The organism is Pandoraea sp. ISTKB (assembly GCF_001721285.1).
GTDB classification, from domain to species: Bacteria; Pseudomonadota; Gammaproteobacteria; order Burkholderiales; family Burkholderiaceae; genus Pandoraea; species Pandoraea capi.
The window spans coordinates 184134-198838 of sequence record NZ_MAOS01000061.1; the positions used below are offsets into that span (position 1 = coordinate 184134).

General features: G+C 63.3%; 12 protein-coding genes. 8 read left to right on the top strand and 4 right to left on the bottom strand.

Translation table 11 applies throughout. The features are described from left to right. Positions 1-173: 173 nt before the first annotated feature. From A9762_RS22555 to A9762_RS22565, 3 genes are all read left to right on the top strand, one after another. Positions 174-2057, top strand: coding sequence for a methyl-accepting chemotaxis protein (locus A9762_RS22555; RefSeq protein ID WP_083254198.1), 1884 nt, complete (start codon positions 174-176; stop codon positions 2055-2057). Between the two features lie 263 nt (positions 2058-2320). After that, on the top strand, positions 2321-2677 hold the full coding sequence (locus A9762_RS22560) for a GFA family protein (RefSeq protein WP_069344210.1): 357 nt from the start codon (positions 2321-2323) through the stop codon (positions 2675-2677). A gap of 232 nt (positions 2678-2909) precedes the next feature. Continuing rightward, entirely contained in the window at positions 2910-4496 is a 1587-nt protein-coding gene (locus A9762_RS22565) for a methyl-accepting chemotaxis protein (RefSeq protein ID WP_069344211.1), read from the top strand. Between the two features lie 326 nt (positions 4497-4822). Here A9762_RS22565 and A9762_RS22570 read toward each other — a convergent pair whose 3' ends face one another. Continuing rightward, positions 4823-6319: an acetyl-CoA hydrolase/transferase family protein gene (locus tag A9762_RS22570; RefSeq protein ID WP_069344212.1), complete on the bottom strand. Its 1497-nt coding sequence runs from the start codon at positions 6317-6319 to the stop codon at positions 4823-4825. A 208-nt stretch (positions 6320-6527) separates the two neighbouring features. Here A9762_RS22570 and A9762_RS22575 point away from each other — a divergent pair, with 208 nt between their 5' ends. Beyond that, positions 6528-7454, top strand: coding sequence for a LysR family transcriptional regulator (locus tag A9762_RS22575; RefSeq protein WP_069344213.1), 927 nt, complete (start codon positions 6528-6530; stop codon positions 7452-7454). On the opposite strand, the gene A9762_RS22580 is transcribed toward A9762_RS22575, so the two are convergent. Further along, positions 7448-7765 carry a hypothetical protein gene (locus A9762_RS22580; protein ID WP_069344214.1) on the bottom strand — a complete coding sequence of 106 codons (318 nt, stop codon included), beginning with the start codon at positions 7763-7765 and terminating at the stop codon, positions 7448-7450. The genes A9762_RS22575 and A9762_RS22580 overlap by 7 nt on opposite strands. Positions 7766-7961: 196 nt before the next feature. On the opposite strand from A9762_RS22580, the gene A9762_RS22585 reads away from it, so the two are divergent. Both A9762_RS22585 and A9762_RS22590 read left to right on the top strand, forming a co-directional pair. After that, entirely contained in the window at positions 7962-9524 is a 1563-nt protein-coding gene (locus A9762_RS22585; RefSeq protein ID WP_083254199.1) for an EAL domain-containing protein, read from the top strand. Between the two features lie 227 nt (positions 9525-9751). Next, the gene (locus A9762_RS22590; protein ID WP_069344216.1) at positions 9752-10018 is read left to right on the top strand and encodes a hypothetical protein; all 267 of its coding nucleotides are present in this window, start codon (positions 9752-9754) and stop codon (positions 10016-10018) included. A gap of 39 nt (positions 10019-10057) precedes the next feature. Here the strand turns inward: A9762_RS22590 and A9762_RS22595 are convergent, their stop codons facing one another. Continuing rightward, complete coding sequence (locus A9762_RS22595; RefSeq protein WP_139133349.1) at positions 10058-10735, bottom strand: hypothetical protein; 678 nt, start codon at positions 10733-10735, stop codon at positions 10058-10060. 665 nt (positions 10736-11400) lie between these two features. Between A9762_RS22595 and A9762_RS22600 the strand changes: the two genes are divergently transcribed. Together A9762_RS22600 and A9762_RS22605 are read left to right on the top strand one after the other, a co-directional pair. After that, a complete protein-coding gene (locus tag A9762_RS22600) occupies positions 11401-12756 on the top strand; it encodes an MFS transporter (RefSeq protein ID WP_069344218.1) in 1356 nt (451 codons plus the stop codon). Positions 12757-12974: 218 nt separating this feature from the next. After that, positions 12975-14189: a multidrug effflux MFS transporter gene (locus A9762_RS22605; RefSeq protein WP_083254200.1), complete on the top strand. Its 1215-nt coding sequence runs from the start codon at positions 12975-12977 to the stop codon at positions 14187-14189. A 14-nt stretch (positions 14190-14203) separates the two neighbouring features. On the opposite strand, the gene A9762_RS22610 is transcribed toward A9762_RS22605, so the two are convergent. Next, positions 14204-14665 (bottom strand): thiol-disulfide oxidoreductase DCC family protein, encoded by a 462-nt coding sequence (locus A9762_RS22610; protein WP_069344219.1) that lies wholly within the window; start codon positions 14663-14665, stop codon positions 14204-14206. Positions 14666-14705: the final 40 nt, after the last annotated feature.

Genomic DNA, 14705 nt, shown 5'->3' on the forward strand with positions numbered 1-14705 from the left:
TATCCGTAGCGATTTCGGATGGCACGTTCGGACGCTATTTCGGGTTAACACCTAAAGTTTTCCCTCCGCCGGCCGTAACGTCTTAGGTGGATTCTCCCACCTCGTGGAGCCGGTAGCCTGGGTGCCGGTCTTCTGTCTTTCGATCCCCCTAGCCGCAGGCCTGCCTCGACAGCATGACAGTATCTTCGCTTAGAACACGCATCATTCTGATCGCGTGTGCCACCGTCATTGGTGCACTGATCCTCTCCGGCATTACCACTTACGTCATCGTGCGCAACAGCATGATGTCCACCATCTCCGACACGCTCGACGCCGTCGCCAGTGGCAACACGCTGGCCGTGGAACGCTGGGCCGCCGCCAAGGGCCAGTCGGTCGTGGGCAGCGCCGCCGCCGTCGAAAAGGGCGAGCAGGGCGTGGCCCTCACGAAGCTGCTTGGCGCGACCAACGGCTTCCCGATTTCCAGCATTGGCTGGAGCGACAAGTCGTATTTCTCCAGCGGCCCCACGCCGCCCGATTACGACCCGACCGCACGCCCCTGGTACAAGGGCGCCACGTCTGCCGGCAAGCTCACGGTCGTCAAGCCTTACGCCGACATTGCCTCGGGCAAGCTCTACGTGTCGTTCGCCGCACCGATTCTGCGTGACGGTCAGACGCTCGGTGCGGTGAGCGGCGCAGTCCCGCTCGACGCGGTGCAGGACGTCGTCAAGGCCGTGCACCCCACGCCGTCGAGCCTCGCCTTCGTGGTCTCGCGCGACGGTCTCGTGATCGCGCATCCGGACGAAAAGCTCATGCTCAAGCAGTCGAGCGATCTCGCAGCCGCACTCACGCCCGACGCGCTGGGCAAGATGGAGCACGCCGCCAACCCCACGGAAGTCGAACTCGGCGGTGCGGCAAAGCTGGTCAAGGCGCAGCCGGTGCCGGGCACCGACTGGCTGTTCGTCGTCGCCCTCGACAAGGCGGAAGCCACCACCGGGCTGTCGCGCGTGCTGAGCGGCACGCTCATCTCGCTGATCGTGCTCACGTTGTGCGCCATCGGCATCGCAAGCTTCTTCACGTCGCAGGCCTTCCGTCGTCTGTCGCAAGTGCGCGACGCCATGGACACCATCGGTTCGGGCGGCGGCGATCTGACGCGTCGCCTCGATGTCATCGGGCACGACGAAGTCGCGCAGATATCGAAGTCGTTCAACGCGTTCGTCGACAAGATCAGCACGGTCATGGTCGACGTGCGCTCGGGCGTTCACGGCATGACCTCGGCGACGAGCGAGATCGAGATGGGCAACCGCGATCTGTCGCAGCGCACCGAGGCATCGGCCGGCACGCTGCAGGAGACGTCGGCGGCGCTCACCGAACTGACGGCGAGCGTCAAGCAGACGGCCGAGGCGGCCGAGCATGCCACGCGTCTGGCCAACGATGCGAGCGACGCCGCAGCGCGTGGCGGCGACGTCGTCACGGGGGCCGTCACGACGATGAGCCAGATTGCGAAGTCGTCGGAGCGCATTACCGAAATCATCGGCGTGATCGACGGCATTGCGTTCCAGACGAACATCCTCGCGCTCAACGCGGCCGTGGAAGCCGCTCGCGCGGGCGAGCAGGGGCGTGGTTTCGCAGTCGTGGCCGGGGAGGTGCGTACGCTGGCGCAACGTAGTGCCGCCGCCGCGCAGGAAATCAAGACGCTTATCGAAGCCTCGGTGCAGAACGTCAAGAGCGGCACGCAACGCGTGCAGGCGGCGGGCGACACGATGGGTGAAATCGTCGACGGCATCGCACGCGTGCGGCGTCTGATCAGCGAGATTCATACGGCCATGATGGAGCAGAGCACCGGCATCAGCCAGATCGACCGCAGCGTGGCCGAGATGGATCAGTCGACGCAGCAGAACGCCGCGCTGGTGGAAGAATCGGCCGCCGCCTCCGCCATGCTCAGCGAGCAGGCGCGCAATCTGGCCGAGACGGTGGCGCTATTCCAGTTGCGCGAGCACAGCCGTCATGGTGTGACGGTCATGCACACGCAGCACGGCGGCCGCCCGCCGCGTCGCGACGAGCCGGCACTCGCGGCCTGAGCGCCCTGGCGCGCTGAGTCACTGAGCGTCTTGATGCGCTGAGTCAACTTCGCAGACTCACCTCCCTCGTTCGACACGACCGGCGCTGGTGCCGGTCGCTGCCCGCCCGCCGGATTCTGTCGCACAATAGACCGCACGCCGGCGGCGCTTTTCCCCATCTCGCATGAACGCGGCAATTCCGATGCGCAGTCCACGTCGGGATCGTCCGCATTGCGACGTCATTTTCCGCTGGCGATCATTCCATCATCTGGAGGAGAGACGTCATGGCGAATCAGCAATATTCGGGCGGATGTCATTGCGGTGATTTGCGCTTCACTGCAAATATTGATTTGTCCAAAACAATTACGTGCAATTGTTCCATCTGCAAAAAGCGCGGATTGATTCTCGCATTTACGCCTGTCGCGGAATTCTCTCAAACGGCAGGCGATGGGAAGGCGCGGGAATACCTTTTCAACAAGCATGTGATTCGTCACCAGTTCTGTCCGAATTGCGGTGTCGAAGCGTTTGCGTTCGGTCAGATGCCCGACGGCACGAAGATGGCAGCGGTGAACGTGCGTTGCATCGACGACATCGATCTCGATACGGTGCATCCGACGCCGATCGATGGTGCGAGTCGGTAATCTGGTATTTCAATCGATAGATTATTAAATATATGTTAATGGATATTTATTGATCGTTAGTTTGTCAGGAGAAACGGGCATCGTAAAACTATCGATATGCAATTGATTTTCGGTCTTTTGAAATGTTTCGAAAGTCATTGCGTGAGAATCAAGGGGTTATTGGCTCAAGATTGTCGAATGCTCACCCGTTATGGCATGCGATTGTTATCGTTTTGTCGCATATGGAGTGGGCATGAAGTTCTTGGGTAGTCTCAAAATCGGCACACGGTTGAGCGTCGGGTTCGCCATCACGTTGATTCTGTTGTGCATCGTGGGCGGCATGGCTGTCTTCCAGGCGTCGCGCATCTACGGCGGTACGCGCGACCTCGCCGATAACTGGCTGCCCAGCGTGCAAACGCTCGGCACGGCGCAGGCGGCAGCCAACGCCACACGTCGCGCTACGCTCGCGCTGCTGCTGTCCACCGACGAGACGACGCACTCGGACGAGACGGCCAAACGTCAGGCGGCCATCGACAGCATGAACAAGACGCTGGACGCCTACAAGGGCATGATCGCGTCGGACGAGGATCGTGTGGCCTATGAGGCCGTGCGTGACGCCTGGACCACCTATCTGGCCGTGGACAACCGCGTCGCCGAGCTGGAAAAGGGCGACAGCGACTCGAAGGTGCTGGCACGTTCCGTCGCCATGGCCGAGGCGACCAAGCCGTTCGCGGTGCTCGCCGAGAAGCTGAGAGCCCATGTGGAAGTCAATCGTGCAGGCGCCGCGCGGGCGACTGAAGCGGCCGCCAGCAGCTATCACGCAGCGTTCATCGCCACGATCGTCCTGATTCTGCTGGCGCTGGCCGTGGCAACGCTCATCGCCTGGCTGATTACGCGCTCGATCACGGTGCCTATCGGTCGCTGCGTGGAAATTGCGCAGACGGTCGCGCGCGGCGATCTCAGCTCGCGTATCGTCGTACAGGGACAGGACGAACTCGCCCAATTGCTCGGCTCGCTGCGCGACATGAACACCAAGCTCGCGCAGGTCGTGGGGCAGGTGCGCAATACCAGTGAAAGCATCGCCACCGGCTCGGCACAGATCGCGGCGGGCAACACCGATCTGTCGTCGCGCACCGAGCAGCAGGCCGCTTCGCTGGAGGAAACGGCCGCGAGCATGGAAGAGCTTACGACCACCGTCAAGCAGAACGCGGACAACGCCGAGCAGGGCAATGTACTGGCCTCGAATGCGTCGCAAATCGCCCAGCGTGGCGGCGAAGTGGTGCGTCAGGTCGTCGAGACGATGCGCGGGATCTCGGACGGCTCCGCACGCGTGGCCGACATCACGAGCGTGATCGAAGGCATCGCCTTCCAGACCAACATCCTGGCGCTCAACGCGGCGGTCGAGGCGGCGCGCGCAGGGGAGCAGGGACGTGGTTTCGCTGTCGTTGCAGGCGAAGTGCGGACGCTCGCGCAGCGCAGTGCGAATGCCGCGAAGGAGATCAAGGAGTTGATCGACGCCTCGACGCGGCAAGTCAGCGACGGCACGAAGCTGGTGGCCGAAGCCGGCGGCACGATGGACGAAGTGGTCCACGCCGTGAAACGCGTCACCGATCTGATGGCGGAAATCGCGGCGGCGTCGACTGAGCAGCGCACAGGCATCGAGCAGGTCAATCAGGCCGTGATGCAGATGGATACCGTCACGCAGCAGAATGCGGCGTTGGTGGAAGAAGCCTCGGCGGCGGCCCAGTCGATGGCGGCCCAATCGAGCGGGCTTCGCGAACTGGTGTCGATCTTCCGGATCGACGGCACGACCGCTCAGGCGTCGCGAATGATCGCGTGATGGCACAGGGTCCGTACGGTGGCGGCTGTCGTTGAGACGTGCTGCCGGACCGTAAAAAACGGCTCGCCCGCGGGTGCCGGCGAGCCGTGAATGCCGGAACGCTCTCACCAGCGTCCGGCCCATGAGACCGCATGCGTCTCACGTTCTTCTCGGCACCGGCGAGTCTTGTGGACTGCGCCGATGCCGGCCAACCGGTGTCCGGCCGCCCGCCCCCCGGCGATGGCGTCCGGCACCGATGTCGGTGATGTCACCCGGCTGTGTCAGCCGTTGGCTTCATCCGATCGTCTCGATCGCTTCCGTCGTTCCCGACGTCCCCGTTGCTCCGATTACTTGCCTGCCAGCATCGAGCCACGCTCGCGCAGGTTGACGTGCAGATCGAAGGCGTGCTCCAGCGCGTGAGGCGTCTGGCCGCCGTAGCGCTGCGCGTCGCGGTAATACTCGCGCAGCACGTCGCGGTAGCTCGGATGCGCGCAGTTGTCGATGACAAGATTCACACGCTCGCGCGGCGCCAGCGTGCGCAGATCGGCCAGCCCTTGTTCGGTCACGATGATGTCGACGTCGTGCTCGTTATGGTCGACGTGCGGCACCATCGGCACGATGCTCGAAATCTTGCCCTCCTTGGCGATGGACTTCGTCGCGAAGATGGCCATGCGGGCATTGCGGGCGAAGTCACCGGAGCCGCCGATGCCGTTCATCATGTGCGTGCCGCCGACATGCGTCGAATTCACGTTGCCGTAGATATCCACTTCGAGCGCGGTGTTCAGGGCGATCAGACCCAGACGACGGATGACCTCCGGGTGGTTGCTGACCTCCTGCGGGCGCAGCACCAGCTTGTCGCGGTAACGCTCCAGATGCTTGAACACGCGGTCCTGAACCGCCTGCGACACCGTGATCGACGAGCCCGAGGCGAACACCATCTTGCCGGCGTCCATCAGATCGAACGTCGAGTCCTGAAGCACTTCCGAGTACATCGTCAGGTCTTCGAACGGCGAATCGATGAAGCCGGTGAGCACGGCGTTGGCGATCGTGCCGATGCCCGACTGGATCGCGGGCAGCGTGCGGGGCAGACGTCCGCGCGAGACCTCGTGCTGGAAGAATTCGATGAGATGGCCGGCGATGCGCTGCGTGTCGGCGTCGGGCGGCAGCGCATTGGAGGCGCTGTCCGGCGTATCGGTGATGACGATGGCCGCGATCTTCTCTGGCGCAATCTTCACCACGTTCGTGCCAACGCGGTCACGCACGTCGACGATGGGCAGCGGCGCACGGTGCGGGCGCTGACCCGGAATCCAGATGTCGTGCATGCCCTCGAACGCGAGCGGCTGCGCGAGGTTGATCTCCACGATCACCTTCTCCGCGAGGATCGCGAAGCTCGCCGAGTTGCCGACCGACGAACTCGGCACGAGTCCGCCGTCTTCCGTAATGGCGACAGCCTCGATCACTGCGACATCCAGCTTGCCGAACTGGCCGGTGCGCAGGAATTCGACGGTCTCGGAAAGGTGCTGATCGACGAACATCACTTCGCCGCGATTGATCGCGCTGCGCAACGTGGTGTCGACCTGGAACGGCAGACGTTTGGCCAGTACGCCAGCTTCCGTGAGGGTCTTGTCCGAGTCGTGCCCCAGCGATGCCCCGGTGATCAGGGTGATTTTCATCGGGTTGGCTTTCGCCCGTCGGGCCAGAGCGATCGGCATGTCCTTGGCGTCGCCGGCGCGGGTAAATCCGCTCATGCCGACCACCATGCCGTCGCCAACGAGCTTGGCAGCGTCGTCTGCGCTCATCACCCGGTCGCGTAGCGACGCCAGGCGGATGCGATCTTCAAACATCGTGAGGCTCCTCGTGTCTCTTCTCTAAGTCTCTTTTTCGAATCTCTTGAATTCTCGGCGCGACCGCTTTGGGGGAGCCGGTTTGCGCTTGACTCGAAGTGTATTGACCCATCGGTCACATTTCCAATATATTGAACAAGCAATTTGCATACTTTTTATGTATTGATTGGGAAAAGCCCGACGGCATCGGGCTGACCGGGGAGTGGTTATGGAATTGCGGCATCTGCAATATTTCATTGCTGTCGCGCAGGAGCGTCATTTCACGCGGGCGGCGGCGCGAGTCGGGATTCAGCAGCCTCCGCTGAGCTTGCAGATCCGGCAGTTGGAAGCGGAACTGGGCGGCCCGTTGTTCGTGCGCTTGCCGCGCGATGTCGTGCTTACGGAGCTCGGTGAGGCATTTCTGCCCGAGGCACAGCAAATTCTCGAGCGCGTGGCGCGGACCAAACGGCGCATGCAGCAGATTTCACGCGGCGAAGCGGGCCAGATCCGTATCGGCTTTGCCGGTGCGACGTATTTCGAGCCGCGGATTCCGGCGTGGATTCGCGACTTCCGGGCGCGTTATCCCGAGGTGCAACTGCATCCGCAGCAGAGCAACACCGCGAGTTTGCTGAGCGCGCTGCTGGACGACGCCGTCGATGCCGCTTTTATCCGCACGCCGTTCGAGGTGCCCGACGGAATTGTGAGTGTGCGTGTGGTCGACGAGCCGATGGTGCTGGTGTTGCCGCTGGGGCATCCGATGAGCGGGCGTGAGCGAGTGCCGCTCGCCGCACTCGCGCAGGACGAGTTCATCCTGCTGCCGCGCGACATCAGTCCGGCGTTGTACGACCGTACGATTGCGGCATGTGAGGCAGCGGGGTTTCGCCCGAAATTGGGGCAGGAGGCGCCACAGATCACGTCCATCGTCCCGATGGTCGCGGCGGGCTTCGGGGTGTCGCTGGTCCCGGCGTCGGTGAGTCAGATCCGCACGCCCGGCATGGGGTTCTGGCCGATCGAAGCCCCGGCGGGAGAGGTGCCGTTAGCGCCCATCAGTCTGGCGTATCGCGCCGATCACGGTTCGGCGGCGCTCGATCGCTTCATTGCGATGATGCCCGCAGACGCCGCCGGGAATGCGGGCGTCCACGATGCGAGTCAGTGATAGCCGCGCTGACGCGGACCCGGCAGGGCATCGCCGTCTGTCGGCTCCCAGCCGTTCGCACGCAACCGGCCGATGAGCAGCGGATGGATCATGACCGCGTAAAGCAGGCACGTCGCGGGCAGCGAAAGCGCCAGTAGCGACTCTTTCCAGAGCAGCGCCGGGCCGATGGCGAGCAGCGTCCACAGCAGCGCGTGCCACGTGAAGCCATACGCCAGCAGGTAGAGCGGGCCGAGGAAGAAGGCCGCGATGCAGGACAGATACGATATCTCGATGACGTCAGCGTTCGCCGGATTGCGAAATTTGAGTGTCATGGCGAGGTCCGATGTCGTATCGAGAATGCGGGAGTCGGCAAGGTAACCGAGTGCCGACCCCCTATCGTCCCACTCAACAATCCCCGTGGCGCGCGGCGCAGCACACGATTGTCTGGCAATCCGATGTATCGCCCGGGCAGTGCGCTACACTGCGGACAAGCCCCGGCAAGGGGCACTATCGTGGACGCCACTCTCCATGCAAACGCTCAGAAGGCTGACCCGCTGGTTGCCGGTGCTTGTCGGGGCCCTGGCGGGCATGCTGGTCATGCTGTTGATGGGTCAGGTCGCGCAGACCCGTGTCGACGATTTTCGCCTGCGAAACTATGCGCAGGACATCATGGGCTTCATGGGCGACGCGTCGATTTCCAGTCGCAACGCGTTGCAGGACGCCATGTACAGTGGCGCGCTGCCCTGTACCGACGCCGACATCCTCTCTCTGCGCCGTGTTGCCATGCGCAGCCCTTATTTCCATGACATCGGTCGCGTTCATAACTCGCGCCTGTTGTGTTCCGCCGTGGCCGGCAGGTTGGACCCCGCTCCCGAATTGCCGCCGCCGAGTCATGAGACGCGCACGGGCGTGAAGCTCTGGCACACGCTGACCGGCATTGTCACGCCGGGCGTACAGGTCAATGCCATCGGTATGGGCGACGTCGTGGTGTTCAGCCCGCCGTTATTGCCGGCACGGCTCGGCACCCCGGCGCCGGGGTTCGCGTCGGTGGCGTCGACAGGCGATATGCGCTTCCAGTTCTGGCGCGCGGGCAAGTTCGAGGACCAGCAGCGCATCACCCTCGGGCAGACCTCACGCTGGCTCGACATCGGTTCGCTGCGTCAGTATTCGATGTGTTCCAGCAGCGTGGACGTCTGTGTGTCGGCTGTCTACGCGTCGTCGCGACTGGTAGCGAACCCCTGGGGGCTGTTGTTCGCGCTGCTGACGGGTGCGGTCGCCGGTGGCGCGGTGGGGATGTCGTGGCGTTCGCGCCGGCGGTACCGCATGTCCATCGACTGGGTGACGCAGCAGGCCGCCGAGTCGGGCGGCATCCACCTTGTCTACCAGCCACTGGTGCGTTTGCGTGACGGCAAGATGGTCGGTGTGGAAGCACTGGCGCGCCTTAACGACAGTGCGGGCAACCCGATTTCGCCGGACATCTTCATCCCGATTGCCGAGCGGCAGGGGTTGATCGGGCTGATCACGCGGCAGGTGGCGCGCAAGGCGTTGATCGAGATGCACGGGCGCGTGCTGGCGGATCCGGAGTTCCACCTGAGCATCAATCTCGCGGCGACGGATGTCGTCGACCGGACCTTCCACACGTATCTGAACCACATGGCGGCATCGCTGCGCGTGCCGCGCGCGCAGATCGCGCTTGAAGTGACGGAGCGCTCGACCGACAGCATGGCGAAACTGCGCGAAGCGCTGGACCGGCTGCGCATCGATGGCTATCAGATTCACATCGACGACTTCGGCACCGGCTTTTCCAACCTCGCCTATCTGTCGACGCTGAACGTCGATGCACTGAAGATCGACCGCATGTTCACGCAGGCGATCGGCAAGGACACCGTGGGCAGCGCCATCGTCGATCAGATCTGCAAGATGGCCACGCTGCTCGGCGTGGACGTCATCGTGGAAGGGTTGGAAACGCAAGCGCAGGCCGACTACATGCTTGCGATTCATCCGGACGCGATCGGTCAGGGATGGCTGTTCGGCAAGGCGGTCGCTGCCGACGATCTGTCGCCGGAGCCGGGGATGGCAGTGCAGGCCTGACGCAACAGATTAGGCAAATTACCGAGAATAACGACAACGATTCGGGACTACAGTGAAATCACCGTGGTCCTGATGTGCCCCCGACCTCCACGGACTGTCCGGCTCGCCTCTCTGGCGAGCCGCTTTTTTTTTCGACCGTCAGTCGACATTCATGAACATGTTACGATTTCTCCAAAAAGCAGCGTTGGCGAACCGGTCCACAGCTGCCGTTTGAAAGAAGGGGACATATGACAGATTCGTTCAAATTCAACTGGCACTACGTCAGTCATACGCCGCCGGGGCGCCCATTCGACCTGGCAGGCGCCATTACGCCGCGTGCCGACAAGCGCTTCGATGGCGCGGTCGATGCGTATTGCGACGGCGATTACATCGGTCGATGCGAATTTTCGAGCATCGACGCCGATTGCGCGTCCGATGCCGCAGCGCAGATTCGAAAACGTATCGAGTGCCGCATCGAGGATCGCGTCGCGAAGGAACGTCAGACGTCGCACTGAGATTGCGCTGGCCACGCTGCCTGAACTGTCGACGACGGTTCAGCGCCAGCGGTGGCAGCAACGACCTCCCCATCCGCCCCAACCGCGCCCCCACGACACGGAAAACGACACGTTGCTGAGCCAGGGCGACGGGGCGAACGCCGGGTAGACCGGTGCGTATGCCGGATAAGCCGGGTAGGCCACGGGGTAAGTCGCGTACGCCGGATAGGCGGGATAAACGGGATAAGACGAATACGCGGGATAGGTCGCGTAAGCGGGGTCTGCTACATAAGCGGCCGAACTTGCGGCGCCGCCCGGCACGGCTCTCGACGACGGTGGCGGGACGTAATCCGGCGGCACCGGCGATCCGTTCGGATAGTTCGGGTAGCGCGGATTGGCGGCTGGCTGCGCTTGCGGCCGATAGTCCGGGGGTACCGGTGAGCCGTTGCCCGGCTCGAAGTCGGGCGGGACGGGCGAGCCGTTCGGATACTGCGGTGGCGGCGTTGCACGCACTGGAGCGGCGACAACGTTAGGCGTCGGGATCGGCGCCGTTGTCACGTCGGTGCTACCGATCGACCCCGGCGCGGCACGCATGGCTTGCGGCGCAGTGGGTGTGGGCGAAAGCGTCAATGCGCCGCCCGGATACTGCACGACATAGCAGCCGGCGAGCGGCAAAACACAAAGCAGGGTGGCGAGTGGCGCGATTTTCATGGCGTCGAGTGTAGCGCAGGAATTCATGCGCGCTGCATCGCTGCCCGCGCGATCGCATTACGTTCCGTTAGCCCATCCGCCTCGTTCCCCACGAATCTGCCCTCACGATATCGACAGGCAAAAAAACGGCCAGCGCGTTGCTGGCCGTGAAATCCACCAGGAGGAGGTGGAGGAGACAGGTGCAACTATATCAGGGAAATCCCTAGACGGGTAAACCTTTGGCAAAAAAATCTGTAGAAAAACCACATCTGCGACAATTCGCCGCTTTTTTCCGCGCCGATCGCCCATTTCCCCGCCCCGTATAGCCTTTGCATACATCAGGCGGGCGTTCTCCTATCGTTCGTATGGAGAAAAACCACAAAAACGCGTGCCGTTTGCCAAGGCGATGCATCCGGCATCGTCCCGTGACGCTTTCCTCCGCCCCGACCTTGGCATCCGACGAGAATTCGGCCCGCCTCTAAGTGTTAACACCAAGCATTGATTTACGTTGGGAGAGATAAACTTCCGCAAAGCGTAATTTATGTGCGCGAGTGGACGGCATCGTTTGTCCTTCGATCCTCGGCACGAAATGCCACGCTGCCCGAACGGGGCGGCGCGGTGCCCGCGAGGCAACGTCAGTCATCAGCAGTCAGAAAGCCGGCGCCTCGACCGGGACGCAATACCACGAAGTTGCGAGAACGTTTGGAGACAGCATGAAAGCAGCAGAAGTGAATGTGGGCGCATTGATCGACGACAGTCGACTGGGCGCTTATCAGTGGTGGGTGATCGCGTTGTGCGCGATGTGTCTGGTGGTCGATGGTTTCGACGTGCAGGCCATGGGTTACGTGGCCCCGGTGGTGATTCGCGAGTGGGGCATTGCCAAGGAAACGCTTTCGCCGGTGTTCGGCGCGGGGCTGTTCGGCATGCTCGTCGGTTCGCTTACGTTTTCGGCGCTGGCCGACAAATTGGGGCGTCGTCCGGTGCTGATCGGCGCGACGCTGTTCTTCTCGGTGTGCATGATCGTCACGGGATTCGCCAACACGATCACCGAACTGGTCGTCTGGCGCTTTGTCGCCGGTCTGGGGCTGGGTTGCATCATGCCCAACGCGATGGCGCTGGCCGGTGAGTACAGCCCGCGCCGCATCCGCGTCTCGCTGATGATGATCGTGTCGTGCGGCTTTACGCTGGGCGGTGTGGTCGGCGGCCTGATTACTGCGGCGATCATTCCGAGCCTCGGCTGGCGCGCCGTGTTCTACATCGGCGGCGCAATTCCGCTGGTGCTGGGCGTGCTGATGTGGATCTCGCTGCCCGAATCGATCCAGTTCCTGATGTTCAGGAAGAGCGACCGTGCGCGTATCCGCAAGCAACTGTTGCGCGTTGCACCGACGGCGAATGTGCCGGCCGACGCCCACTTCGTGCTCAACGAACAAAAAGCCAAGGGCGTGCCCTTCATCGAACTGTTCAAGGACGGTCGCGCCCGTGTGACAGTCCTGCTGTGGGTCATCAACTTCGCCAACCTGCTCGACATGTACTTCCTGTCGAACTGGCTGCCGACGGTGATTCGCGACGCCGGCTATTCGACGCAGGTCGCCGTGATGGCGGGGACTGCCCTGTGGGCGGGCGGCGTGATCGGCACGCTGCTGCTGGGCCGTGTGATCGACCGCGTGGGCTTCACGAGCGTGCTGGCCGTCACGTTCCTGATCGCGATTGCCGCGACGGCCGCGATCGGCAATCCGGTGGTGATGGTGTCGATGGTGGCGGTCTTCATCGCGATCTTCTTCGCGGGCTTCTCGATCATCGGCGGTCAGCCGGCGCTCAACGCGCTGGCAGCCACTTACTACCCGACGTCCCTGCGCTCGACGGGCATTGGCTGGAGCCTCGGCATCGGCCGTATCGGATCGGTGCTGGGCCCGGTGCTCGGCGGTGCGCTGATGCATCTGCAATGGTCGTCGTCGTCGCTGTTCCTCGCGGCGGCCGTGCCGGCGTGTGTCTCGCTGATCGGTGTGCTCGCCATCGCTCGTACGCAACGCAGCGACGGCGGCAATCTGCGCGCGGCCACGGCAAGCTGAGCCTTCGATGGTGGACGATTGATGTGGTGAGGCGGTGAGGCGGTGACACGGTCACGCGAGCGACCGATCCCATGTCACGCCATAAGCATCGGTTAGGTTTGCGATAACCATCGAGTATGAAAGGGCGACGCCCGCCGGCGTTATCATGGCGGGCGTCGTCGTTTTCGCGAAATCTCTCGCGGCGCCGACGGGATTCGCACAAAAAATCAGAACGATAAATGATCTCGACGTCCGAACTCTCTCCCGCCTTGCCTTCCGAGCGTGTGCTGTTGGGCATTCTCGGTTTGTTCATGATGATTGCGCCTGCGTCCACGGATATGTATCTGCCGGGGCTGCCGACGATGCGGCATGAGCTGGGCGCGAGTGCGGCGGCCACGCAGCTCACGCTGTCGTATTTCTTCCTGGGTTTTGCCTTCGGCCAGTTGGTCTGGGGGCCGCTTGCCGATCGCTTCGGACGCCGCAAGCCCATGGCCGCCGGCATTGCGTTGTACATCTTCGGCAGCATCGGCTGTGCGTTCGCCGACAGCATCGATCACATGATGATGTGGCGCTTCGTGCAGGCGCTGGGCGGGTGCGCCATGCCGGTGATCGCGCAGGCCATCGTGCGTGACGTCTACGGGCCGCGCAACAGCGCGCGCGCCTTTTCGATCATGCTGCTTGTGATGAGCGTCGCACCGATCGTCGCGCCGCTGGTCGGCGGGCAGATGCTGCGCTTCACGACATGGCGCGTGATCTTCGGCATTCTCGCGGTCTTCGGTGTCGGCGCGTTGCTGGCGCTGTGGCGTCTGCCGGAAACGGGCAACGTGAACGGTCGCCAGTCGGGCGGCCCGCGCGCCATTCTGATGTCCTACTGGCATTTGCTACGCGACGCCCATTTCGTCGGTTATATGGTGGCGGGCGGTGCGGTGTTCGGCGCGTCGTTCACCTACATCACGGGCACACCGCTGGTGTACATGGAGTATTTCCACGTGTCGCCGCAGTTCTTCGGCGTGCTGTTCGGCATCAATATCGTGGGTATGGCGGCGATGACGATGTTCAATTCGCGTCGCGTCGGGCAGCTCGGCGCGTACCGGTTGATGCGTGTGGGGATCATCGGCTGTGCGATCGTCACGTCGGCGCTGTGCGCAGCCGTCTGGCTGGGGCTCGTGCTGTTGCCGTTGATGGTCGTGATGCTGTTCCTGTTCATGTCGCTGCGCGGCATCATCACGGCGAACTCGGTGGCGGGCGCGCTCGCGAATCACCCGACGCGGGCAGGGGCGGCGGCGGCGCTCGTCGGCAGCGTGCAGTACGGGTTCGGCTTTGCGGCGGGCGGCTTGCTCGGTCTGCTCAACGACGGCTCGCCGCGGCCCCTCGTGAGCGTCATGTGCGGCTTCGCCCTGCTGGCGCTGATTGCGCTGTCGACGATGCTGCGCAAGCCGCAGAACGCGCACTGAACGTGCGGGCGCGCTCAGGATTCCTGGCCGCGCTCTCCGAACATCTTGGCCCCACACACGCCGTCTTCGCATGACGGCGGCAGCCCCGACAATCCCGAAGGACGCACGCGCAGCCAGCGCGACACCCGCATGCGGTGCCGGGCGAAGGTCCGATACAGCACGCGAGCCGCAGGGCGCAGTGCGCGCACGCGCAGCGGCGCGACCAACCAGCCCCGACCGGTGAGCGTGTAAGCGGCGAGGAGGGCATCGATGCCGATGACGCACTCGCCCTCGGCGGTCCACCCGTGCATCAGCGTATTGAGCGCATCCAGACTCACCCCCAACGGTGCCGGATCGAATTCCGCACGGGCAATGTCCACGAAGGCCAACGCTCCCTCACGGTCGCGTGTCTGCAATTGCCGCACTTCCGCCATGCAGATGGGGCAGTTGCCGTCGACGTACAGCGTTAGCCGGGGGATGGGGGCGAGGGTTGCCATCACAGCGCTCCTGAATAGGGTTGTTTCAGTTGTTTCTGTT

Coding starts and splice junctions, on each gene's coding strand:
- A9762_RS22605 (WP_083254200.1), top strand. CDS start 12,975: ATGATCTCGACGTCCGAACTCTCTCCCGCCTTGCCTTCCGAGCGTGTG.
- A9762_RS22590 (WP_069344216.1), top strand. CDS start 9,752: ATGACAGATTCGTTCAAATTCAACTGGCACTACGTCAGTCATACGCCG.
- A9762_RS22565 (WP_069344211.1), top strand. CDS start 2,910: ATGAAGTTCTTGGGTAGTCTCAAAATCGGCACACGGTTGAGCGTCGGG.
- A9762_RS22580 (WP_069344214.1), bottom strand. CDS start 7,765: ATGACACTCAAATTTCGCAATCCGGCGAACGCTGACGTCATCGAGATA.
- A9762_RS22570 (WP_069344212.1), bottom strand. CDS start 6,319: ATGTTTGAAGATCGCATCCGCCTGGCGTCGCTACGCGACCGGGTGATG.
- A9762_RS22595 (WP_139133349.1), bottom strand. CDS start 10,735: ATGAATTCCTGCGCTACACTCGACGCCATGAAAATCGCGCCACTCGCC.
- A9762_RS22560 (WP_069344210.1), top strand. CDS start 2,321: ATGGCGAATCAGCAATATTCGGGCGGATGTCATTGCGGTGATTTGCGC.
- A9762_RS22555 (WP_083254198.1), top strand. CDS start 174: ATGACAGTATCTTCGCTTAGAACACGCATCATTCTGATCGCGTGTGCC.
- A9762_RS22600 (WP_069344218.1), top strand. CDS start 11,401: ATGAAAGCAGCAGAAGTGAATGTGGGCGCATTGATCGACGACAGTCGA.
- A9762_RS22575 (WP_069344213.1), top strand. CDS start 6,528: ATGGAATTGCGGCATCTGCAATATTTCATTGCTGTCGCGCAGGAGCGT.
- A9762_RS22585 (WP_083254199.1), top strand. CDS start 7,962: ATGCAAACGCTCAGAAGGCTGACCCGCTGGTTGCCGGTGCTTGTCGGG.
- A9762_RS22610 (WP_069344219.1), bottom strand. CDS start 14,665: ATGGCAACCCTCGCCCCCATCCCCCGGCTAACGCTGTACGTCGACGGC.